The sequence below is a fragment of the Streptomyces sp. NPDC002825 genome, assembly GCF_040295385.1.
GTDB lineage: Bacteria > Actinomycetota > Actinomycetes > Streptomycetales > Streptomycetaceae > Streptomyces.
The window spans coordinates 22,812-42,088 of sequence record NZ_JBEOVH010000046.1 but is presented as its reverse complement, the minus strand read 5'-3'; the positions used below and the strand labels follow the sequence as shown (position 1 = coordinate 42,088).

Sequence of the window (19,277 nt, the reverse complement as noted above, 5' to 3'; positions counted from 1 at the left end):
CCTGCGGCGCATCCTCCACGAGATCGACCCGGGCGCCGAATGGCGGCAGGCCTTCGACGAGGCCGGCCGGATCGTCCGCGCCGTCCCGCCCCGGGTGGAGAAGGATCAGACGGTCGCGGAGTACTGGCTGTCCTTCATGAGGAAGGTCGCCAGCGGCTTGCCGTCGCCCTTCGACATGGCGGTGAAGGTGACGCCCAGCTGGGAGGCCGCCTTGCGGGCCAGCTTGATGTCGTCGGTGGCGGTGACCTGGCCGCGCGGGATGATGAAGCGGTACTTCACCGCGGTCGTGCCACCGGCCTTGACGTCGGTGAACTCCAGGCCGAGGGCGCGGACGTCCGCGAACGGACGCTCGGCGATCTCGTACCGGTAGGTGTCGACCGCCGGGGTCGGCTCGGCCTTCACCGCGTCGCCGCCCATGAAGAACGGCAGCGTGTCCTCGTTGAACTGCAGCAGCGAGAACTTCAGCGACAGGTCACGGCTCGAGTAGATGTAGTGGACCGGGGAGACCGACTGCCACGAGTCGATGGCCTCCAGCTTGTCCTTCTTCGAGAACGTGACGCCGTCGCCGGAGGTGAAGCCGAGGTCCTTCCAGCCCGCGCCGGACCAGTCGGCGGCGGAGTCCGTGCCGAAGGTGGCGGGGAGGGAGGTGCCGGCGTCGGCGACGTAGAGCTTGCCGATGCCTGCGACGCGGATCTCGGCGGAGTTGTTTCCTGCCATGGTGGGTTTCTCCTTGGGTTGGGGTGAGAAGACCGCCCCGGATCAGGGGATCCGGGTACGGCAAAGGCCCCGCCGAACGGCGAGGCCTGGTCTGTGGGTCGCTGGGTCCTGCGCGCCGGGGCGCTAGAAGACGTTCAGCGAGAGCTGGATGACGCAGAGGTAGCGGTTGGCGCCGCGGTAGAGGTAGTCGGGCATCCAGCGGGGCCCGTCCTGCTCCTCGACGTCGCTGACGAAGTTGGCGCCGAGCTGCTTGCCGATGGTGGCGAGCAGGGCGCGCCGGGCGGCGTTGGCGAGGACGTGGGCCGCGTTCTTGCTCGGGCCGTACACCTCGAACTCGATCAGCGGCTTGTCGACGTGCAGGTCGCCGATCCAGGCGCCGCCGCGGCGGTTCACCAGGACGGCGTTCTGCGTGCCGTCGAAGCCGGCCGGCGCCTGGACGGCGACCGTGACGCCGGCCATCGCCGGGTCGGCCTTGAGGACGTCGACGACCAGCTTCTCGACGTCCGGGAACGCACTCGGGGGAGTGGTCATGACGGTTCTCCTCGGGAAGGGGGAGCGGGACGGGCGCCGTCCGGGGCGCTCGACGCGGGGGAGGGGGCGGGGGCGCGGAGCGCTCCCGGACGGCGTACGGCGGAGCCGCTTCCCGCCCTGCGGGCGCAGCTCCGCCGCTGCACCAACTGTGACAGGGAGCGTGCGCGCACGCAACTAGTTCTGGATCGGATTCCCCGAGGCCCCGGCGCCAGGCGCCCCCGGAGGCCGGAACCCCGCTGCCGGGCCCGGTCGGAGCGGGCGGTCGTGTGGGGCGCGCGTGGGGCCCGATAGGTTGGGCCGTCATCGACCCAGGAGCCGCCCCGTGTCCGCCCGCCCCCGTCTGCTCTACGTGACCGACCTCGCCTACCCGGCCCGGGGCCGGCGCTACGGCGACGAGGACGTGCAGCTCACCGCCCGCCTCCGCGAGAGCTTCGACCTGGCGCTCTGTCACCCGCTCGACGCCGCCGCCCTCATGGACCGCTTCGACGCCGTCGTCGTCCGCAACAGCGGCCCGGTCCTCGGCTACCAGCAGCAGTACGAGGCCTTCCGCGACCAGGCCCTCGCCCGCGGCACCCGCGTCTACAACCCGCTCCACGGCCGCGGCGACATGGCCGGCAAGCAGTACCTCCTCGACCTCACCGCCGCCGGCCACCCCGTCATCCCCACCGTCGACCGGCCCGAGGACCTCCACCGCCTGCCCCGGGCCGAGCAGTACGCGGTCAAGCCCAAGGCCGGCGCCGACTCCATAGGCCTGAGCTTCCTCCCGTACGAGGACCTCGCCGGCCTCTCGTACGGCGAGGTCCTCGTCCAGCCGCGCGTCGACTTCCGGTACGAGGTCTCCTTCTACTTCGTCGACGACCTCTTCCAGTACGCCCTGTACGCCCCCGACCCCGAGCGCCGCTGGGTCCTGGAGCCGTACGAACCCACCGCGGACGATCTCGCCTTCGCCCGCCGCTTCATCGACTGGAACACCCTCGACCACGGCATCCAGCGCGTCGACGCCTGCCGCGCCCCCGGCGGCGAGCTGCTCCTCGTCGAGCTGGAGGACCTCAACCCGTACCTCTCCCTCGACCGGGTGCCCGAGCCTGTGCGCGAGCGCTTCGCCGACGCGCTGACCGCTTCCCTCCGCCGCTTCCTCGCGGCATGACGAAGCGCCCCGGTCCGGAGGATCCGGACTCGGGGCGCTTCGATGACAGGCGGTCAGGCGGTCAGGCGGTCAGGCGGTCAGGCGGTCAGGCGGTCAGGCGGTCAGGCGGTCAGGCGGTCAGGCGGTCAGGCGGTACGGGGGCGGCGGCGGGCCAGTCGTTCCGCCGCGAAGACGTCCTCCAGGCGGAAGAGCTGCGCCCGGCCCGCCCGGCCCGCGGCCCGCAGATGGCCCAGCTGGACCCACTTGCGGATCGTCGCGGGCGCCACCCCCGCCTCCTCGGCGGCCAGCGGGCCGGGGACCAGGGTGGGCAGTGCGGGCGAGCTCAGCATGAGGTCTCCTTCGGGTCGTCCATCGCCGCCTCGATCTCCTCGGTACGCGTCCCCGACGCCTCCGACAGCTCCTCCCACCGCTCCTCCGGCCACAGGTGCCGGTAGGCGGGGTCGTCCTGGCAGCCGCACACCTCGTCCGTGCACACACAGGCCGGGTTCACGCACAGCACCGCGCGCCGGTCCGGGAAGGCCCGCAGCGACACCGAGTCGCACCAGGGGCAGCGGCCCGAGACCCGCACGATCGTCTCCGAGTCGCCGAGCGTCCTGGCGCAGCGCCGGGCCATCCGCCGGATCTCGTCCCGCACGTGCCGGGCCAGGTCCGGATGGGCCGCGATCGGTTCGAGCAGCCCCACCAGGCGGCGGAGCCGGTCGATCACGCGGGCGCGCGGCGGGCGCGGCAGCGTGAGCCGGGCGCACACCGCCTCCTCCAGCTCCACCACCCCGTCGGTGATGTCACGGATGGCGTCGGAGACGTGCAGCCGGATCGGGGCGGCCCCGTGGCCGGGGACGGCGAGCCCGTGCCGCTGCTGGAGCAGCAGCGCCTCCCGGCGCTCCTCGCGGATCAGCTCGTCACGGCCGGCGGGGGAGGGGACGGGTGCGGTCCCGGCGGGCCCGCGCCGCCCGGGCGCGAGCTCCTCGGAGAGTTCGGGGAACTGCCGTACGAGGGAGGCGGTCCAGAGCGTGATGTCCCGCAGCACGAGGACGACCGCGGGGTCCGTGGGGGAGACCTCGCCGGCCGGGCGCGCGGACAGGGTGTCGTCAGTCACGGTACGCGCTTCCCGTCTTCGCCAGGGCCTTCGCCACGCGCCGCGCGTCCGCCGGGCGGCCGTTGCGCCAGAGGCGGCCGGCGCAGACACCGTCGAAGTAGCTCTCGGCCGGGGCCACCGCCTTCTCGCACTCGGTCCGCACGGGGCAGGAGGCGCAGGCCCGCAGGGCCGGGGCCGCCTCTTTGGCGCGGCGGGCGAAGACGACGGACGGGGAGAGGCCGGCGCACGCGGCGGAGGCCTGCCAGGGGGACGGGTCGGGATGGAACAAAGGGTTCTCCACGGTCCGGGGCCCGCCCGGGCCGACCACGGGGCCGGTGGGGCGCCTGGGGCTCAGGGGGCCGACGAGTGCGGCGGCGAGCCAGACTTACACGTTGCGTGCGAGCGCGCAACAAAAAACGGGGGGACCGTGGGCCGTCCTTCACCGATTCGACACGATTGCGTGCCCGAAAGCACGTAATTCCGTGCGCGCAAGCACGCTAAGGTATGTGATCCGGTGGTGGGGAAAGAGGAGCGGTACACATGAGCACACAAGGGCTCGACGAGTTCGCAGGCTGGGTCGAAGGCCTGATGAGACAGCGCGGCTACGACATCGACAGCCCGCGCGGCGGCGGCAAGTCCAGGATCGCGGACGAGGCCGGTGTCCACCGCGCGGCCGTCACGCGCCTGCTGCAGCGACAGAGCATGCCCGACCTGGAGACGATGCGCCGGATCGCCCCGCTGCTCGGCGTCTCCGTCCGCGACATGCTCATCCGGTCCGGCCGCGTGACCCCCGAAGAGCTCCCGATGGCGGCGGACCTGCTGCCGCCGAGCGACTGGCAGCCCTCTATGGAGGACTTCGCCCGCTGGCTGGGCGTGCCGGACGAGCGCATGGGCGTCTTCGTCAAGGTCGTCAACCAGTTCCTGGAGCCCGACACCGACGCCGGCGCCCCCGGCGAGACCGCCGAGCCCCGCCGCACGGCCCGCGACTGACGGCCCGTCGCCCTGCCGGGGCCGGGTCCCTCCCGGCCGTCCCCGGGCGCCGGAGGCGACCGCCACCCCGCCCGGGTGGCCGGGGCGACCGGTTCTTCCGGGTCGCGCCCCGCGCGGAGGCGGGAAAGCCACCCCGCCCGGGTGGCCGGGGCGACCGGTTCTTCCGGGTCGCGCCCCGCGAGGAGGCGGGACCGCCACCCCGCCCGGGTGGCGGGGGCGACCGGTTCTTCCGGGTCGCGCCCCGCGCGGAGGCGGGACCGCCACCCCGCCCGGGCGGCCGGGCGGGGTCGGTCCTTCCCTGGCCGCGCCTCGCGCGGATCGCCCGCCACCCCCGGATGGGCGGGTCGGCCGGTCCTTCCCGGCTGCCACCCCGCGTGGAGGCGACCGTCGCCCCGCCCGGGCGGCCGGGTTCCGGCCCGTGCGGCGGAGGTCGTGCGGGGCAGGTCCGGGCCCCCGTGCGGGAGCGATCCGTGCCCGGTCCGGCCCGCCCCCGGCCGGGGTCCCGTGCGCGTGGGCATTTGTTTTGACCGGAGTCCATGCGATAGGTACGCTCAAGCCTTGTGCCTGGGGTGTGCCTGGGCTCCCGTGCGTGTCCTCAACCGCACGGCGAGTCATATACCGGCCACCGCGATCCGCGCTTTTTCCGCCCCGTGCGGAGGTCCGCGAGATTCGACACACCCGACCGCGTGGGTCGGCGAATGTTCCAGGTTAGTTTTACCGACGGCACACAGAAACCGGAGAAGTAGTGCCTACGATCCAGCAGCTGGTCCGTAAGGGCCGGCAGGACAAGGTCGAGAAGAACAAGACGCCCGCACTCGAGGGTTCCCCTCAGCGTCGCGGCGTCTGCACGCGTGTGTTCACGACCACCCCGAAGAAGCCGAACTCGGCCCTCCGTAAGGTCGCGCGTGTGCGTCTGACCTCCGGCATCGAGGTCACGGCCTACATCCCGGGTGAGGGTCACAACCTGCAGGAGCACTCCATCGTGCTCGTGCGCGGTGGCCGTGTGAAGGACCTGCCGGGTGTTCGTTACAAGATCATCCGCGGTTCCCTCGACACGCAGGGCGTCAAGAACCGTAAGCAGGCTCGCAGCCGCTACGGCGCCAAGAAGGAGAAGTAAGAATGCCTCGTAAGGGCCCCGCCCCGAAGCGCCCGGTCATCATCGACCCGGTCTACAGCTCTCCTCTTGTCACCTCGCTGATCAACAAGATCCTGCTGGACGGCAAGCGTTCCACCGCCGAGCGCATCGTGTACGGCGCCATGGAGGGTCTTCGTGAGAAGACCGGCCAGGACCCGGTCATCACGCTGAAGCGCGCTCTCGAGAACGTCAAGCCGGCCCTCGAGGTCAAGTCCCGCCGTGTCGGTGGCGCCACCTACCAGGTGCCGATCGAGGTCAAGCCGGGCCGCGCGTCCACGCTGGCCCTCCGCTGGCTCGTCGGTTACTCCCGCGCCCGTCGCGAGAAGACCATGACCGAGCGCCTCATGAACGAGCTCCTCGACGCCTCCAACGGCCTCGGTGCTGCCGTCAAGAAGCGCGAGGACACGCACAAGATGGCCGAGTCCAACAAGGCCTTCGCGCACTACCGCTGGTAGTCGCAACCCACATCGAGACCGAGAGAAGACTGAAGCCTTATGGCTACCACTTCGCTTGACCTGGCCAAGGTGCGCAACATCGGCATCATGGCCCACATCGACGCGGGCAAGACGACCACCACCGAGCGGATCCTGTTCTACACCGGCGTTTCGTACAAGATCGGTGAAGTCCACGACGGCGCTGCCACGATGGACTGGATGGAGCAGGAGCAGGAGCGCGGCATCACGATCACGTCCGCCGCGACGACCTGCCACTGGCCGCTCGAGAATGTCGATCACACGATCAACATCATCGACACGCCGGGTCACGTCGACTTCACCGTCGAGGTGGAGCGTTCGCTGCGCGTGCTCGACGGTGCTGTCACCGTGTTCGACGGTGTGGCCGGCGTCGAGCCCCAGTCCGAGACTGTCTGGCGTCAGGCGGACCGCTACGGCGTTCCGCGTATCTGCTTCGTCAACAAGCTCGACCGCACGGGTGCCGAGTTCCTCCGCTGCGTCGACATGATCGTGGACCGCCTCGGCGCGACCCCGATCGTCATGCAGCTCCCGATCGGTGCCGAGGCCGACTTCCAGGGCGTCATCGACCTGGTCCGCATGAAGGCCCTCGTCTGGTCCGCCGAGGCCAGCAAGGGCGAGATGTACGACGTCGTCGACATCCCGGCGGACAAGCTCGAGCAGGCCGAGGAGTACCGCGCCAAGCTCGTCGAGACGGTCGCCGAGAACGACGAAGAGATCATGGAGCTCTTCCTCGAGGGCACTGAGCCCACCGAGGAGCAGCTGTACGCCGCGGTCCGTCGTATCACGATCGCCTCCGGCAAGGGCGGCGAGACCACGGTCACCCCCGTGTTCTGTGGCACCGCGTTCAAGAACAAGGGCGTTCAGCCCCTGCTCGACGCTGTCGTCCGCTACCTGCCGTCCCCCCTGGACGTCGAGGCCATCGAGGGCCACGACGTCAAGGACGCCGAGCTGGTCGTCAAGCGCAAGCCGTCCGACGACGAGCCGCTGGCCGCCCTCGCGTTCAAGATCGCGAGCGACCCGCACCTCGGCAAGCTCACCTTCGTCCGGATCTACTCCGGTCGCCTGGAGGCCGGCACCGCGGTGCTGAACTCCGTCAAGGGCAAGAAGGAGCGCATCGGCAAGATCTACCGCATGCACGCGAACAAGCGTGAGGAGATCGACTCGGTGGGCGCCGGCGACATCGTCGCCGTCATGGGCCTCAAGCAGACCACCACCGGTGAGACGCTGTGCGACGAGAAGAACCCGGTGATCCTGGAGTCCATGGACTTCCCGGCGCCGGTCATCCAGGTCGCCATCGAGCCCAAGTCCAAGGGTGACCAGGAGAAGCTGGGTGTCGCCATCCAGCGTCTCGCGGAGGAGGACCCCTCCTTCCAGGTCCACTCGGACGAGGAGACCGGCCAGACCATCATCGGTGGTATGGGCGAGCTTCACCTCGACATCCTCGTCGACCGCATGCGTCGCGAGTTCAAGGTCGAGGCGAACGTCGGCAAGCCGCAGGTCGCGTACCGCGAGACGATCCGCAAGGCCGTCGAGCGCGTGGACTTCACCCACAAGAAGCAGACCGGTGGTACCGGTCAGTTCGCCAAGGTGCAGATCGCGATCGAGCCCATCGAGGGTGGCGACGCCTCCTACGAGTTCGTGAACAAGGTCACCGGTGGCCGCATCCCGAAGGAGTACATCCCTTCGGTCGACGCGGGTGCGCAGGAGGCCATGCAGTTCGGCATCCTGGCCGGCTACGAGATGACTGGCGTCCGCGTCATCCTTCTCGACGGTGCCTACCACGAGGTCGACTCCTCCGAGCTCGCGTTCAAGATCGCCGGTTCGCAGGCCTTCAAGGAGGCCGCGCGCAAGGCTTCTCCCGTCATCCTTGAGCCGATGATGGCCGTCGAGGTCGTCACGCCCGAGGACTACATGGGCGAGGTCATCGGTGACATCAACTCCCGCCGTGGCCAGATCCAGGCCATGGAGGAGCGCAGCGGCGCCCGCGTCGTGAAGGGCCTCGTGCCGCTCTCGGAGATGTTCGGCTACGTCGGAGACCTCCGCAGCAAGACCTCGGGTCGCGCAAGCTACTCGATGCAGTTCGACTCCTACGCCGAGGTTCCGCGGAACGTCGCCGAGGAGATCATCGCGAAGGCCAAGGGCGAGTAACTCTCCCGAGTTCACGCTTTAGGCTTGACACCAGTCGCCGGGGCCCAGCCCCCCGAAACCCGAGGGATCGGGCCCCGGTTTACTGGCATCCCAGCAAAGATCACCTGGCGCCGATGAAGCAAGGCGTTCAGAACCACTCCAGGAGGACCCCAGTGGCGAAGGCGAAGTTCGAGCGGACTAAGCCGCACGTCAACATCGGCACCATCGGTCACATCGACCACGGTAAGACGACCCTCACGGCCGCCATTACCAAGGTGCTGCACGACGCGTACCCGGACCTGAACGAGGCCTCGGCCTTCGACCAGATCGACAAGGCTCCTGAGGAGCGCCAGCGCGGTATCACCATCTCCATCGCGCACGTCGAGTACCAGACGGAGTCGCGTCACTACGCGCACGTCGACTGCCCCGGTCACGCCGACTACATCAAGAACATGATCACGGGTGCCGCGCAGATGGACGGCGCCATCCTCGTGGTCGCCGCCACCGACGGCCCGATGCCGCAGACCAAGGAGCACGTCCTCCTTGCTCGCCAGGTCGGCGTTCCGTACATCGTCGTCGCCCTGAACAAGGCCGACATGGTGGACGACGAGGAGATCCTCGAGCTCGTCGAGCTCGAGGTCCGTGAGCTCCTCTCCGAGTACGAGTTCCCGGGCGACGACCTGCCGGTCGTCCGCGTCTCGGCGCTCAAGGCCCTCGAGGGCGACAAGGAGTGGGGCGAGAAGCTCCTCGGCCTCATGCACGCCGTCGACGAGTCCATCCCGCAGCCCGAGCGTGACGTCGACAAGCCGTTCCTGATGCCGATCGAGGACGTCTTCACGATCACCGGTCGTGGCACCGTCGTCACCGGTCGTATCGAGCGTGGTGTCCTCAAGGTCAACGAGACCGTCGACATCATCGGCATCAAGACCGAGAAGACCACCACCACGGTCACCGGCATCGAGATGTTCCGCAAGCTGCTCGACGAGGGCCAGGCCGGTGAGAACGTCGGTCTGCTCCTCCGTGGCATCAAGCGCGAGGACGTCGAGCGCGGCCAGGTCATCATCAAGCCGGGCTCGGTCACGCCGCACACCAAGTTCGAGGCCCAGGCCTACATCCTGTCGAAGGACGAGGGTGGCCGTCACACCCCGTTCTTCAACAACTACCGCCCGCAGTTCTACTTCCGTACCACGGACGTGACCGGCGTCGTGACCCTCCCCGAGGGCACCGAGATGGTCATGCCGGGCGACAACACCGCCATGTCCGTCGAGCTGATCCAGCCCGTCGCCATGGAGGAGGGCCTCAAGTTCGCCATCCGTGAGGGTGGCCGGACCGTCGGCGCCGGCCAGGTCGTCAAGATCACTGCCTGATCTTGAACTGACCTGGTAGCTCGCAAGAGCTGCTGAGCAGTAAGGGAAGGCCCCGCACCGAAAGGTGCGGGGCCTTCTCGCGTTCCCGGGGTCCCTACGGTCGCCAGCTCCACGGATGGCCGTCCGCGCCGAGGCCCACGACCGTCGCCCCCCGGGCGTCCACGTGGAGTGCGGTCGAGACGGCCGCCTTCTTCTGCGTACGGAGCCGGCCGCCGGCCCTGAGGACCGTCCGGCCCTTCTCGTCCCTGCCGAGCAGCACCGTCCCGAGCGCCGGGGACCGGACGGCGACCACGTCCCCGTACCCGTCGAGACCGGCGTCGCCCGCCGGCCCGGTCAGCCGAGCGACGGCCGGGGCCCGGAAGTAGAGCGCGCCGCCCGCGCTCGCCACCGTCGACCCGGAGAGCGGCAGCGGAGCGGAGTGCGGGACCCCGTCCACCCAGTGGCGTACGGACTCCCGCCCCGCCGCGTACACGTGCACCCGCCCGGCCGCGTCCGCCGAGACGGCCAGTCCGTCCTGGACCTCCGCGTCGCCGGGCAGCGGACGCCACGGGGACCAGGACCCGTCCGTCGCACGCACGCGGGTGGAGACGCCCTTGTCGGCGTTCCGTACGAAGAGGTGGACCCGGCCGTCGGGGGTGGCGAGGGCCACCGGGGCGCCGATCCGCCGGCCCCGGTCGTCCGGGCGCTCCGGATTCCCCAGGCCCCGCCAGGCGAGGAAGCCGCCGCCGGGGGAGCGCTGCTCCAGGAGCACCACCTCGCGCCGGTTGGCCCCGCCGTGCCCGTCGAGCGCGGCGAACCGCACCCCGAGGAGCAGGACACGGCCGTCGGGCAGGACCGCCGAGCCGAGCGCCGGGGCGAGCGGGCCGCCGCCGAGGTCCACCGGCTCGCCCCAGACGCCGGGCGCGGACTCGCGCCAGCGGACCGCGCGCAGCCCGAGCACCCCGTACGCGGCGAGCCGGCCGTCCGGCTCCCGGGCGAGCGCCGGGGCCGCGCCGGGCCAGCGGTGGTGCGTGGAGCGCACCCAGCCCTTGCGGTTGGTCAGCGGCCGCTCGCCGCCGACGCCGTAGTCGCCGCAGCCGGAGGGGTTGCCGCACTGCCAGGAGGGGTCCCCGCCGTACGGGACGAGCCGGGCGGCCTTCTCCCGGAGCACCGCCGGGGGGAGGTTCTTGGGCCAGTGCCGGTTGTAGTAGCCGCGGAAGGCGGTGGTCGTGAACGCCGGTATGGGTTCGCCGTCCCGGACGGCGTCGGTGACCCAGCGGCAGAGCGCGGCCCAGGTGAAGGAGGCGACGGCCGTGTGGTCCCCGTGGTCCGAGTAGCCGGGCTGCTCGGAGTCCCGCTGCCGGGTGGCCTCCTCGCTCAGCTGGATGTCGGGGTCCGGGTCCAGGGTGTGCACGACCGTGGGCCGGTAGCGGCGGAGCAGGCCCACGAGGACGTCGATCAGCTGGTCGTAGTCGTAGGTGTCGGCGCGGGTGACGGGGGAGCCGGCCGACAGATGGGTGCGCAGCTCCAGGGCGCGGTCCTGCCAGAGGGCTGGCACGGCCATGTAGCGGCGGCCGGTGTGCATCGGCAGGTTGAGGAAGACCAGCTCGACCCGGCGGTCGCCGTGCGCGAGGGTGTCGATCTCGGCCCGCCGGCCGCCGGGGAGCGTCAGGACCTCCCGCCGCCAGGGGGTGAAGGCGGGGAGGCCCAGCGCCACCGCGTACGACTGGCGCAGGCCCTGGTGGCGGGCGGAGGAGTAGGCCGCCCGGTCCGGGGGAGTCTCGGGCATCCCCGCGATCCGGTTGCGGCCGGTGTGCTCGCCGGCCGTCACGTACACGGAGACGAGCGGGACGCCCGCGTCGAGCAGCCGCTGGGTGTCCGGGTTCATGAAGTACAGGTCGTCGTCCGGGTGCGCGGAGAACTGCAGGAGCAGCGCCCGCCGGGCCCGCGCGGCCTCGATCGGCTTGCCCGGCGCCGGATCGGCGGTGGGCGCGGTCCGGCGCGGCTCCGGTACGGAACACCCGGCGGCGGCCGCGGTGACCGCGAGGGCGGCGGCGAGGACCGTCCGCCGACGGGGTGGAGTGTGCACGACAGGGCCTTTCGCTCAATCGGTCCACTGGAAGACGGATTTGCGAGTGAGGCGGTTGTGCGCCGCGCCGGGCCGCCGGGGAAGATCCCCGGAAAAAGATCTCGGGAACGTGCGCACGGATGTCGAGGGGACGATCCTGGTTCCGACCGAAGGGTGACAGCGCGCCACCGGGGCGGGCGGGACGGGGAGGACACCCGAGATGAAGTACGTCGCGATGATCTACGGCAACCAGGCCAAGTGGGACTCCTTCCCGGCCGAGGCCTGGCCCGAGGCGATCGCCCGGCAGGAGGCCTTCAACCGCAGGTACCGGGAGACCGGCGAGCTGCTCGGCGCGTACGGCCTGGCCGACGCGGCCGCCGCCCAGCTCGTGCGGCGCGAGGGCGGCGCTCCCGCGGTCACCGACGGCCCGTACCTGGAGACCAAGGAGTACCTGGCCAGCTTCTACCTGCTCGACTGCGACAGCCTGGAGCGGGCCCAGGCGATCGCCGCGGACATGCCCTTCGCGGACGTCGAGCCCGTCGAGCTGTGGCCGATCCTGCACGAGTCCGCGGCGGACGTGTGAGCGGCGTGGCACAAGGCCGAGGACCGGTTGCCGTGGCCGGCGCTCCGCGTGGCCGGGGACCTGCCGCCGTGACCGTCGTCCGCGTGGCAGGGGGCCGGGCGCTGTGACCGGGCCCCGCGAGATCGAGGACCTGCTGCGCACGTACGCGCCGCAGGTCCTCGGCACGCTCGTCCGCCGGTTCGGCGACTTCGACCTGTGCGAGGACGCCGTCCAGGAGGCCCTGATCGCCGCGGCGCGGCAGTGGCCGGAGGAGGGGGTCCCCGAGCACGCGCGTGCGTGGCTGCTGACCGTGGCCCACCGGAAGTACGTCGACCAGGTGCGCAGCGAGGCGGCACGCCGGCGCCGCGAGGACGCACTCGCGCTCGCCACCCCGGACTCCGCGCTCCTCGCGCACGCCGCCGACGACGCTCCGGACGCCGACCGGGACGACTCGCTGGCCCTGCTCTTCCTCTGCTGCCACCCGGACCTGTCGCCGCCCAGCCGGATCGCGCTCACCCTGCGCGCCGTCGGAGGCCTCACGACCGCGCAGATCGCGGCCGCCTTCCTGGTGCCCGAGCCGACGATGGCACAGCGGATCAGCCGGGCCAAGCAGGCGATCAAGGACGGCGGTCTTTCCCTCGTACCGCCCGAGGGCGAGGACCGCACCGCCCGCCTCGCCGAGGTGCGGCACGTGCTGTACCTGGTCTTCAACGAGGGCTACACGGCCAGCGGCGGCGACGAGCTCACGGCGCCGGAGCTGTCCACGGAGGCGATCCGGCTCGCCCGGATGCTGCACCGGCTCGTCCCCGAGGACACCGAGACGGCGGGCCTGCTCGCGCTGATGCTGCTGACCGACGCCCGCCGCCCGGCCCGTACGGGACCGCACGGAGAGCTCGTACCGCTCGCGGAGCAGGACCGGGGGAGCTGGGACGGCGCCCTGATCGCCGAGGGCGTGGAGCTGATCAGCCGCACCCTGCCGCAGGGCCGGGTCGGCCCGTACCAGCTCCAGGCGGCGATCGCGGCCGTGCACGACGAGGCGGCCTCCGCCGAGGCCACGGACTGGCCGCAGATCCTCGCCCTGTACGAGCTCCTGGAACACACCGGGCCGAACCCGATGGTCACCCTCAACCGTGCCGTCGCCGTCGCCATGGTCCGCGGGCCGCGGGCGGGTCTGGAGCTGCTCGACGGGCTCGCGGAGGACCGGCGGCTCGCCCGGAACCACCGCCTCCTGGCGACCCGGGCGCACCTGCTCGAACTGCTCGGCGAGAAGGAGGACGCGGCCGCGGCCTACCGCGAGGCGGCCCGCCACACCACGAGCGCGCCCGAAAGGCGGCATCTGACGGAGCGGGCCCGGCGCCTGGGGTGAGCCGCGCCTCGTACGAGGGGGAGAGGGGGCGCGCACGACAGGCGCATGCGCCCCGGCGCATGGTCGTACGTGACGTGGGGTACAGTCTTCGCCCTCGATTGGCGGCCGGAAGGCCCCGTATGGCAGACTGTCCAAGTTGCTCGGTTGAGTGCCGATGCTGCGCGCCTCCCGTCGGGAGGACCGGAAGCGAGTCCCACAGTACTCGTCGCTCCTTCTCAGGAGCGGACGTACGGGAATCTTCTGGGAAGCGTCAGCGGGGTGCCGGCCAGGCACCCGGTGGGTGTTCTGCCCCCGGCCTGCGGTCATGGTGACCGCGTCCCCTTGGTTGGGAGATCCCTAGGGATTTCTGCGTAGAGGGAACGCGACACGCCCGACCGCGTGGGTCGGAGGAGAACGCGAACCGACCGGGTTCCAGAGCGTTTACGAGACAAAGGACTACTAGTAGCCATGGCGGGACAGAAGATCCGCATCCGGCTCAAGGCCTACGACCACGAGGTCATCGACTCCTCGGCGAAGAAGATCGTCGAGACGGTGACCCGCACTGGTGCGTCGGTCGCGGGCCCGGTGCCGCTGCCCACTGAGAAGAACGTGTACTGCGTCATCAAGTCGCCGCACAAGTACAAGGACTCGCGCGAGCACTTCGAGATGCGCACGCACAAGCGCCTCATCGACATCCTCGACCCCACGCCGAAGACGGTTGACTCGCTCATGCGCCTCGACCTGCCGGCTGGCGTCGACATCGAGATCAAGCTCTGAGGTGACGCGCGAGATGGCTAAGAACATCAAGGGCATCCTGGGCGAGAAGCTCGGCATGACGCAGGTCTGGGACGAGAACAACCGGGTCGTCCCGGTGACCGTCGTCAAGGCCGGCCCGAATGTCGTGACCCAGGTCCGTACGAACGACGTCGACGGCTACGAGTCGGTCCAGATCGCCTTCGGCGAGATCGACCCGCGCAAGGTGAACAAGCCCCTCAAGGGCCACTTCGCCAAGGCCGACGTCACCCCGCGCCGCCACCTGGTGGAGCTCCGCACCGCTGACGCCTCCGAGTACACGCTCGGCCAGGAGATCACCGCCGAGGTCTTCGAGGCCGGCGTGAAGGTCGACGTCACCGGTAAGAGCAAGGGCAAGGGCTTCGCCGGTGCGATGAAGCGCCACAACTTCCGTGGTGGCAAGGCCTCGCACGGTGCCCACCGCGTGCACCGCAAGCCGGGTTCGATCGGTGGCTGCGCCACCCCGGGCCGCGTCTTCAAGGGCATGCGCATGGCCGGTCGCATGGGCAACGAGCGTGTGACCACCCAGAACCTGACCGTCCACGCCGTTGACGCCGAGAAGGGTCTGCTGCTCATCAAGGGCGCCGTCCCCGGCCCCAACGGTGGCCTCGTCCTGGTCCGCACCGCGGCCAAGGGGGTTTGAGGAACCGATGAGCACCATTGACATCCTTTCGCCGTCTGGCGACAAGGCCGGGACCGTCGAGCTCCCCGCGGAGATCTTCGGCGCCAAGGTCAGCGTCCCGCTGATCCACCAGGTCGTCGTCGCGCAGCTGGCCGCGGCCCGTCAGGGCACGCACAAGACCAAGACCCGTGGCGAAGTCCGCGGTGGTGGCAAGAAGCCTTACCGCCAGAAGGGCACCGGCCGCGCCCGTCAGGGTTCGACCCGCGCCCCGCAGTTCGCCGGTGGTGGCGTCGTGCACGGTCCCGTGCCGCGTGACTACTCGCAGCGGACCCCGAAGAAGATGAAGGCCGCCGCCCTCCGCGGTGCCCTGTCGGACCGGGCGAACCACTCCCGCATCCACGTCGTCACCGGCGTGGTCGAGGGTGGCATCTCCACCAAGGCCGCCAAGACGCTGTTCGGCAAGATCTCGGAGCGCAAGAACCTGCTCCTGGTCGCCGAGCGCTCCGACGAGGCCGCGTGGCTGTCCGCCCGCAACCTGCCCCAGGTGCACATCCTGGAGCCGGGCCAGCTCAACACGTACGACGTGATCGTCTCCGACGACGTGGTCTTCACCCAGGCCGCCCTCGAGTCCTTCGTGTCTGGCCCCCAGACCGCTGAGACCGAAGGGAGCGACGCCTGATGACTGAGGCCGTCGTCACCAGCAAGACCTTCTCGGACCCGCGCGACATTCTCGTCAAGCCGGTCGTCTCCGAGAAGAGCTACGCCCTGCTGGACGAGAACAAGTACACGTTCATCGTCGCGCCTGGCTCCAACAAGACCCAGATCAAGCAGGCCGTCGAGGCGGTCTTCTCGGTCAAGGTCACCGGGGTCAACACGATCAACCGCCAGGGCAAGCGCAAGCGCACCCGCACCGGTTTCGGCAAGCGCGCCAACACCAAGCGCGCCATCGTGACCCTTGCTGAGGGCAACCGTATCGACATCTTCGGCGGTCCGACCGCCTAACGGCGGTCTGGATCGTCCGGAATCGGACGAGGACTGAGAAATGGGAATCCGCAAGTACAAGCCGACTACGCCGGGCCGTCGTGGCTCCTCCGTAGCCGACTTCGTCGAGATCACGCGGTCCACGCCGGAGAAGTCGCTGGTCCGCCCCCTGCACAGCAAGGGCGGCCGTAACAACACCGGTCGTGTGACCGTCCGTCACCAGGGCGGTGGCCACAAGCGCGCCTACCGTGTGATCGACTTCCGTCGTCACGACAAGGACGGCGTGCCGGCCAAGGTCGCTCACATCGAGTACGACCCCAACCGCACCGCGCGCATCGCGCTCCTCCACTACGTGGACGGCGAGAAGCGCTACATCATCGCCCCCAAGGGTCTGACCCAGGGCGACCGCGTCGAGAACGGCCCGGGCGCGGACATCAAGCCCGGCAACAACCTGGCGCTCCGCAACATCCCGGTCGGTACCACGATCCACGCGATCGAGCTCCGTCCCGGTGGCGGCGCCAAGTTCGCCCGCTCGGCCGGTGCCTCCGTGCAGCTGCTGGCGAAGGAGGGCACGATGGCCCACCTTCGTATGCCGTCCGGTGAGATCCGTCTCGTCGACGCCCGCTGCCGCGCCACCATCGGCGAGGTCGGCAACGCCGAGCAGTCGAACATCAACTGGGGCAAGGCCGGCCGCAAGCGCTGGCTGGGCGTTCGCCCGACCGTTCGCGGTGTGGCGATGAACCCGGTCGACCACCCGCACGGTGGTGGTGAGGGCAAGACCTCCGGTGGTCGCCACCCGGTCTCCCCGTGGGGTCAGAAGGAGGGTCGTACTCGTTCGCCGAAGAAGGCTTCGAACAAGTACATCGTCCGCCGCCGCAAGACGAACAAGAAGCGCTAGGAGCGGGTTTAGATGCCGCGCAGTCTCAAGAAGGGACCCTTCGTCGACGGCCACCTCGTCAAGAAGGTGGACGCCCAGAACGAAGCCGGTACCAAGAACGTCATCAAGACCTGGTCCCGTCGCTCGATGATCATCCCGGCCATGCTCGGCCACACGATCGCGGTGCACAACGGCAAGACCCACATTCCGGTGTTTGTCACCGAGTCGATGGTCGGCCACAAGCTCGGCGAGTTCTCGCCGACGCGCACCTTCCGGGGTCACGTGAAGGACGACCGGAAGTCGAAGCGCCGCTAGTAGCGGGGTGGAATGACCATGACAGACACTGGAAGGACAACCATGGAAGCCAGGGCCCAGGCGCGGTACATCCGCGTTACGCCCATGAAGGCCCGCCGTGTGGTGGACCTTATCCGTGGCATGGACGCCACGGAGGCTCAGGCGGTCCTGCGTTTCGCCCCGCAGGCCGCGAGCGTGCCGGTTGGCAAGGTGCTGGACAGCGCCATCGCCAATGCCGCGCACAACTACGACCACACGGACGCCTCTTCGCTGTTCATCAGCGAGGCGTTCGTCGATGAGGGCCCGACCCTGAAGCGGTTCCGTCCGCGTGCCCAGGGCCGTGCCTACCGGATCCGTAAGCGGACCAGCCACATCACCGTGGTCGTCAGCAGCAAGGAAGGAACCCGGTAATGGGCCAGAAGGTTAACCCGCATGGGTTCCGGCTCGGCATCACCACGGACTTCAAGTCCCGCTGGTACGCCGACAAGCTGTACAAGGACTACGTCAAGGAAGACGTCGCCATCCGTCGGATGATGACGTCCGGCATGGAGCGCGCCGGCATCTCGAAGGTTGAGATCGAGCGCACCCGTGACCGTGTGCGTGTGGACATCCACACCGCGCGTCCCGGCATCGTCATCGGCCGACGTGGCGCCGAGGCCGACCGCATCCGCGGCGACCTCGAGAAGCTCACGGGCAAGCAGGTCCAGCTGAACATCCTCGAGGTCAAGAACCCCGAGATGGACGCTCAGCTGGTCGCCCAGGCCGTTGCCGAGCAGCTCTCCTCGCGCGTCTCCTTCCGTCGTGCCATGCGCAAGAGCATGCAGGGCACGATGAAGGCCGGCGCCAAGGGCATCAAGATCCAGTGCGGCGGTCGTCTCGGCGGCGCCGAGATGTCCCGCTCGGAGTTCTACCGCGAGGGCCGTGTGCCCCTGCACACGCTCCGCGCGAACGTCGACTACGGCTTCTTCGAGGCCAAGACCACCTTCGGCCGCATCGGCGTGAAGGTCTGGATCTACAAGGGCGACGTCAAGAACATCGCCGAGGTCCGCGCCGAGAACGCCGCTGCCCGTGCGGGTAACCGCCCGGCCCGTGGCGCCGGCGCTGGCGACCGCCCGGCCGGCCGTGGTGGCCGCGGTGGCGAGCGTGGCGGCCGCGGCCGCAAGCCGCAGCAGTCGGCTCCGGCCGCCGAGGCCCCCAAGGCCGAGGCTGCCGCCGCTGCTCCGGCTGAGAGCACCGGAACGGAGGCCTGACCGACATGCTGATCCCCCGTAGGGTCAAGCACCGCAAGCAGCACCACCCGAAGCGCTCCGGCGCCAGCAAGGGTGGTACGCAGGTTGCGTTCGGCGAGTACGGCATTCAGGCCCTCACGCCGGCGTACGTGACCAACCGCCAGATCGAGGCGGCCCGTATCGCGATGACCCGCCACATCAAGCGTGGCGGCAAGGTCTGGATCAACATCTACCCGGACCGCCCGCTGACGAAGAAGCCCGCCGAGACCCGCATGGGTTCCGGTAAGGGTTCTCCGGAGTGGTGGATCGCGAACGTCAAGCCGGGTCGGGTGATGTTCGAACTGTCCTACCCGAACGAGAAGATCGCGCGCGAGGCCCTGACCCGTGCGGCCCACAAGCTGCCGATGAAGTGCAAGATCGTGAAGCGCGAAGCAGGTGAGCTGTGATGTCGGCCGGTACCAAGGCGTCCGAGCTGCGCGAGCTGGGCAACGAGGAGCTTCTCAACAAGCTCCGCGAGGCCAAGGAAGAGCTGTTCAACCTCCGCTTCCAGGCGGCGACGGGTCAGCTCGAGAACCACGGTCGGCTCAAGTCCGTCCGTAAGGACATCGCCCGGATCTACACCCTGATGCGTGAGCGTGAGCTGGGCATCGAGACGGTGGAGAACGCCTGATGAGCGAGAGCAACGTGACTGAGAAGACCGAGCGCAACGCTCGTAAGGTCCGCGAGGGCCTCGTCGTCAGCGACAAGATGGACAAGACCGTCGTCGTCGCTGTCGAGGACCGCGTCAAGCACGCGCTGTACGGCAAGGTCATCCGCCGTACGAACAAGCTCAAGGCTCACGACGAGCAGAACGCTGCCGGCATCGGCGACCGCGTCCTCCTGATGGAGACCCGGAAGCTGTCCGCCACGAAGCACTGGCGCGTCGTCGAGATCCTCGAGAAGGCCAAGTAATTACTCGAGGGGTTT

Annotated in this window: 25 protein-coding genes; 19 read left to right on the top strand and 6 right to left on the bottom strand. The window is 69.9% G+C overall.

Annotated features, from left to right (window positions below; all coding sequences use genetic code 11):
- Positions 1-105: 105 nt before the first annotated feature.
- Positions 106-717 (bottom strand): phage tail tube protein, encoded by a 612-nt coding sequence (locus tag ABT041_RS36375; protein ID WP_030687846.1) that lies wholly within the window; start codon positions 715-717, stop codon positions 106-108.
- Between the two features lie 123 nt (positions 718-840).
- On the bottom strand, positions 841-1,248 hold the full coding sequence (locus ABT041_RS36370; RefSeq protein ID WP_351192727.1) for a phage tail termination protein: 408 nt from the start codon (positions 1,246-1,248) through the stop codon (positions 841-843).
- Between the two features lie 322 nt (positions 1,249-1,570).
- Here ABT041_RS36370 and ABT041_RS36365 point away from each other — a divergent pair, with 322 nt between their 5' ends.
- Entirely contained in the window at positions 1,571-2,395 is an 825-nt protein-coding gene (locus tag ABT041_RS36365) for an ATP-grasp domain-containing protein (RefSeq protein ID WP_351192726.1), read from the top strand.
- A 125-nt stretch (positions 2,396-2,520) separates the two neighbouring features.
- Here ABT041_RS36365 and ABT041_RS36360 read toward each other — a convergent pair whose 3' ends face one another.
- From ABT041_RS36360 to ABT041_RS36350, 3 genes are read right to left on the bottom strand one after another with little or no spacing between them, the layout of a single operon-like run.
- Positions 2,521-2,724, bottom strand: a complete 204-nt coding sequence (locus ABT041_RS36360; protein WP_030687838.1) for a MerR family transcriptional regulator — start codon at positions 2,722-2,724, stop codon at positions 2,521-2,523.
- Positions 2,718-3,491, bottom strand: a complete 774-nt coding sequence (locus ABT041_RS36355) for a hypothetical protein (RefSeq protein WP_502976685.1) — start codon at positions 3,489-3,491, stop codon at positions 2,718-2,720. Before ABT041_RS36355 ends, ABT041_RS36360 begins: the two co-directional genes overlap by 7 nt.
- Entirely contained in the window at positions 3,484-3,759 is a 276-nt protein-coding gene (locus tag ABT041_RS36350) for a WhiB family transcriptional regulator (RefSeq protein WP_351192722.1), read from the bottom strand. The genes ABT041_RS36355 and ABT041_RS36350 overlap by 8 nt, the downstream gene beginning before the upstream one ends.
- A 251-nt stretch (positions 3,760-4,010) precedes the next feature.
- Between ABT041_RS36350 and ABT041_RS36345 the strand changes: the two genes are divergently transcribed.
- From ABT041_RS36345 to tuf, 5 genes are all read left to right on the top strand, one after another.
- Positions 4,011-4,460, top strand: a complete 450-nt coding sequence (locus ABT041_RS36345; protein WP_351192719.1) for a helix-turn-helix domain-containing protein — start codon at positions 4,011-4,013, stop codon at positions 4,458-4,460.
- Positions 4,461-5,205: 745 nt separating this feature from the next.
- Entirely contained in the window at positions 5,206-5,577 is a 372-nt protein-coding gene (gene rpsL, locus ABT041_RS36340; RefSeq protein ID WP_003948652.1) for a 30S ribosomal protein S12, read from the top strand.
- Positions 5,578-5,579: 2 nt separating this feature from the next.
- Complete coding sequence (gene rpsG, locus ABT041_RS36335) at positions 5,580-6,050, top strand: 30S ribosomal protein S7 (protein WP_015035567.1); 471 nt, start codon at positions 5,580-5,582, stop codon at positions 6,048-6,050.
- Between the two features lie 39 nt (positions 6,051-6,089).
- On the top strand, positions 6,090-8,216 hold the full coding sequence (fusA, locus tag ABT041_RS36330) for an elongation factor G (RefSeq protein ID WP_041130769.1): 2,127 nt from the start codon (positions 6,090-6,092) through the stop codon (positions 8,214-8,216).
- A gap of 152 nt (positions 8,217-8,368) precedes the next feature.
- A complete protein-coding gene (gene tuf / locus ABT041_RS36325; protein ID WP_093874538.1) occupies positions 8,369-9,562 on the top strand; it encodes an elongation factor Tu in 1,194 nt (397 codons plus the stop codon).
- Positions 9,563-9,656: 94 nt separating this feature from the next.
- Here the strand turns inward: tuf and ABT041_RS36320 are convergent, their stop codons facing one another.
- A complete protein-coding gene (locus ABT041_RS36320) occupies positions 9,657-11,630 on the bottom strand; it encodes a PIG-L family deacetylase (RefSeq protein ID WP_351192715.1) in 1,974 nt (657 codons plus the stop codon).
- Between the two features lie 199 nt (positions 11,631-11,829).
- Between ABT041_RS36320 and ABT041_RS36315 the strand changes: the two genes are divergently transcribed.
- The 13 genes from ABT041_RS36315 to rpsQ all read left to right on the top strand — a co-directional run bounded on the left by ABT041_RS36315 (position 11,830) and on the right by rpsQ (position 19,262).
- Positions 11,830-12,192 (top strand): YciI family protein, encoded by a 363-nt coding sequence (locus ABT041_RS36315; RefSeq protein WP_351192713.1) that lies wholly within the window; start codon positions 11,830-11,832, stop codon positions 12,190-12,192.
- A 103-nt stretch (positions 12,193-12,295) separates the two neighbouring features.
- Positions 12,296-13,537 (top strand): RNA polymerase sigma factor, encoded by a 1,242-nt coding sequence (locus ABT041_RS36310; RefSeq protein ID WP_351192711.1) that lies wholly within the window; start codon positions 12,296-12,298, stop codon positions 13,535-13,537.
- Positions 13,538-13,984: 447 nt separating this feature from the next.
- On the top strand, positions 13,985-14,293 hold the full coding sequence (rpsJ, locus tag ABT041_RS36305; RefSeq protein WP_003948644.1) for a 30S ribosomal protein S10: 309 nt from the start codon (positions 13,985-13,987) through the stop codon (positions 14,291-14,293).
- Between the two features lie 13 nt (positions 14,294-14,306).
- Positions 14,307-14,951, top strand: coding sequence for a 50S ribosomal protein L3 (gene rplC / locus ABT041_RS36300; RefSeq protein WP_030687820.1), 645 nt, complete (start codon positions 14,307-14,309; stop codon positions 14,949-14,951).
- A 7-nt stretch (positions 14,952-14,958) separates the two neighbouring features.
- Positions 14,959-15,609 (top strand): 50S ribosomal protein L4, encoded by a 651-nt coding sequence (gene rplD, locus ABT041_RS36295; RefSeq protein WP_041130774.1) that lies wholly within the window; start codon positions 14,959-14,961, stop codon positions 15,607-15,609.
- Complete coding sequence (gene rplW, locus ABT041_RS36290; RefSeq protein WP_041130775.1) at positions 15,609-15,932, top strand: 50S ribosomal protein L23; 324 nt, start codon at positions 15,609-15,611, stop codon at positions 15,930-15,932. The genes rplD and rplW overlap by 1 nt, the downstream gene beginning before the upstream one ends.
- 40 nt (positions 15,933-15,972) lie before the next feature.
- Complete coding sequence (rplB, locus tag ABT041_RS36285) at positions 15,973-16,809, top strand: 50S ribosomal protein L2 (RefSeq protein WP_030208986.1); 837 nt, start codon at positions 15,973-15,975, stop codon at positions 16,807-16,809.
- A 12-nt stretch (positions 16,810-16,821) separates the two neighbouring features.
- Positions 16,822-17,103 carry a 30S ribosomal protein S19 gene (gene rpsS, locus ABT041_RS36280; protein ID WP_015035577.1) on the top strand — a complete coding sequence of 94 codons (282 nt, stop codon included), beginning with the start codon at positions 16,822-16,824 and terminating at the stop codon, positions 17,101-17,103.
- Positions 17,104-17,145: 42 nt separating this feature from the next.
- Positions 17,146-17,493, top strand: a complete 348-nt coding sequence (gene rplV / locus ABT041_RS36275) for a 50S ribosomal protein L22 (RefSeq protein ID WP_030359020.1) — start codon at positions 17,146-17,148, stop codon at positions 17,491-17,493.
- Positions 17,493-18,332, top strand: a complete 840-nt coding sequence (rpsC, locus tag ABT041_RS36270) for a 30S ribosomal protein S3 (protein ID WP_015035579.1) — start codon at positions 17,493-17,495, stop codon at positions 18,330-18,332. Before rplV ends, rpsC begins: the two co-directional genes overlap by 1 nt.
- A 5-nt stretch (positions 18,333-18,337) precedes the next feature.
- Entirely contained in the window at positions 18,338-18,757 is a 420-nt protein-coding gene (gene rplP / locus ABT041_RS36265) for a 50S ribosomal protein L16 (protein WP_017239579.1), read from the top strand.
- Positions 18,757-18,981 carry a 50S ribosomal protein L29 gene (gene rpmC, locus ABT041_RS36260; RefSeq protein WP_017239580.1) on the top strand — a complete coding sequence of 75 codons (225 nt, stop codon included), beginning with the start codon at positions 18,757-18,759 and terminating at the stop codon, positions 18,979-18,981. The genes rplP and rpmC overlap by 1 nt, the downstream gene beginning before the upstream one ends.
- Positions 18,981-19,262: a 30S ribosomal protein S17 gene (gene rpsQ, locus ABT041_RS36255; protein WP_030208995.1), complete on the top strand. Its 282-nt coding sequence runs from the start codon at positions 18,981-18,983 to the stop codon at positions 19,260-19,262. The genes rpmC and rpsQ overlap by 1 nt, the downstream gene beginning before the upstream one ends.
- The last annotated feature ends 15 nt before the right edge of the window (positions 19,263-19,277 follow it).

What these genes read in the sequence shown, in the direction of transcription:
- ABT041_RS36375 (WP_030687846.1), bottom strand. Translation starts at nt 717, where the DNA reads ATGGCAGGAAACAACTCCGCCGAGATCCGCGTCGCAGGCATCGGCAAG.
- ABT041_RS36370 (WP_351192727.1), bottom strand. Translation starts at nt 1,248, where the DNA reads ATGACCACTCCCCCGAGTGCGTTCCCGGACGTCGAGAAGCTGGTCGTC.
- ABT041_RS36360 (WP_030687838.1), bottom strand. Translation starts at nt 2,724, where the DNA reads ATGCTGAGCTCGCCCGCACTGCCCACCCTGGTCCCCGGCCCGCTGGCC.
- ABT041_RS36345 (WP_351192719.1), top strand. Translation starts at nt 4,011, where the DNA reads ATGAGCACACAAGGGCTCGACGAGTTCGCAGGCTGGGTCGAAGGCCTG.
- rpsG (WP_015035567.1), top strand. Translation starts at nt 5,580, where the DNA reads ATGCCTCGTAAGGGCCCCGCCCCGAAGCGCCCGGTCATCATCGACCCG.
- fusA (WP_041130769.1), top strand. Translation starts at nt 6,090, where the DNA reads ATGGCTACCACTTCGCTTGACCTGGCCAAGGTGCGCAACATCGGCATC.
- ABT041_RS36315 (WP_351192713.1), top strand. Translation starts at nt 11,830, where the DNA reads ATGAAGTACGTCGCGATGATCTACGGCAACCAGGCCAAGTGGGACTCC.
- rpsJ (WP_003948644.1), top strand. Translation starts at nt 13,985, where the DNA reads ATGGCGGGACAGAAGATCCGCATCCGGCTCAAGGCCTACGACCACGAG.
- rplC (WP_030687820.1), top strand. Translation starts at nt 14,307, where the DNA reads ATGGCTAAGAACATCAAGGGCATCCTGGGCGAGAAGCTCGGCATGACG.
- rplD (WP_041130774.1), top strand. Translation starts at nt 14,959, where the DNA reads ATGAGCACCATTGACATCCTTTCGCCGTCTGGCGACAAGGCCGGGACC.
- rplW (WP_041130775.1), top strand. Translation starts at nt 15,609, where the DNA reads ATGACTGAGGCCGTCGTCACCAGCAAGACCTTCTCGGACCCGCGCGAC.
- rplB (WP_030208986.1), top strand. Translation starts at nt 15,973, where the DNA reads ATGGGAATCCGCAAGTACAAGCCGACTACGCCGGGCCGTCGTGGCTCC.
- rpsS (WP_015035577.1), top strand. Translation starts at nt 16,822, where the DNA reads ATGCCGCGCAGTCTCAAGAAGGGACCCTTCGTCGACGGCCACCTCGTC.
- rplV (WP_030359020.1), top strand. Translation starts at nt 17,146, where the DNA reads ATGGAAGCCAGGGCCCAGGCGCGGTACATCCGCGTTACGCCCATGAAG.
- rpsC (WP_015035579.1), top strand. Translation starts at nt 17,493, where the DNA reads ATGGGCCAGAAGGTTAACCCGCATGGGTTCCGGCTCGGCATCACCACG.
- rplP (WP_017239579.1), top strand. Translation starts at nt 18,338, where the DNA reads ATGCTGATCCCCCGTAGGGTCAAGCACCGCAAGCAGCACCACCCGAAG.
- rpmC (WP_017239580.1), top strand. Translation starts at nt 18,757, where the DNA reads ATGTCGGCCGGTACCAAGGCGTCCGAGCTGCGCGAGCTGGGCAACGAG.
- rpsQ (WP_030208995.1), top strand. Translation starts at nt 18,981, where the DNA reads ATGAGCGAGAGCAACGTGACTGAGAAGACCGAGCGCAACGCTCGTAAG.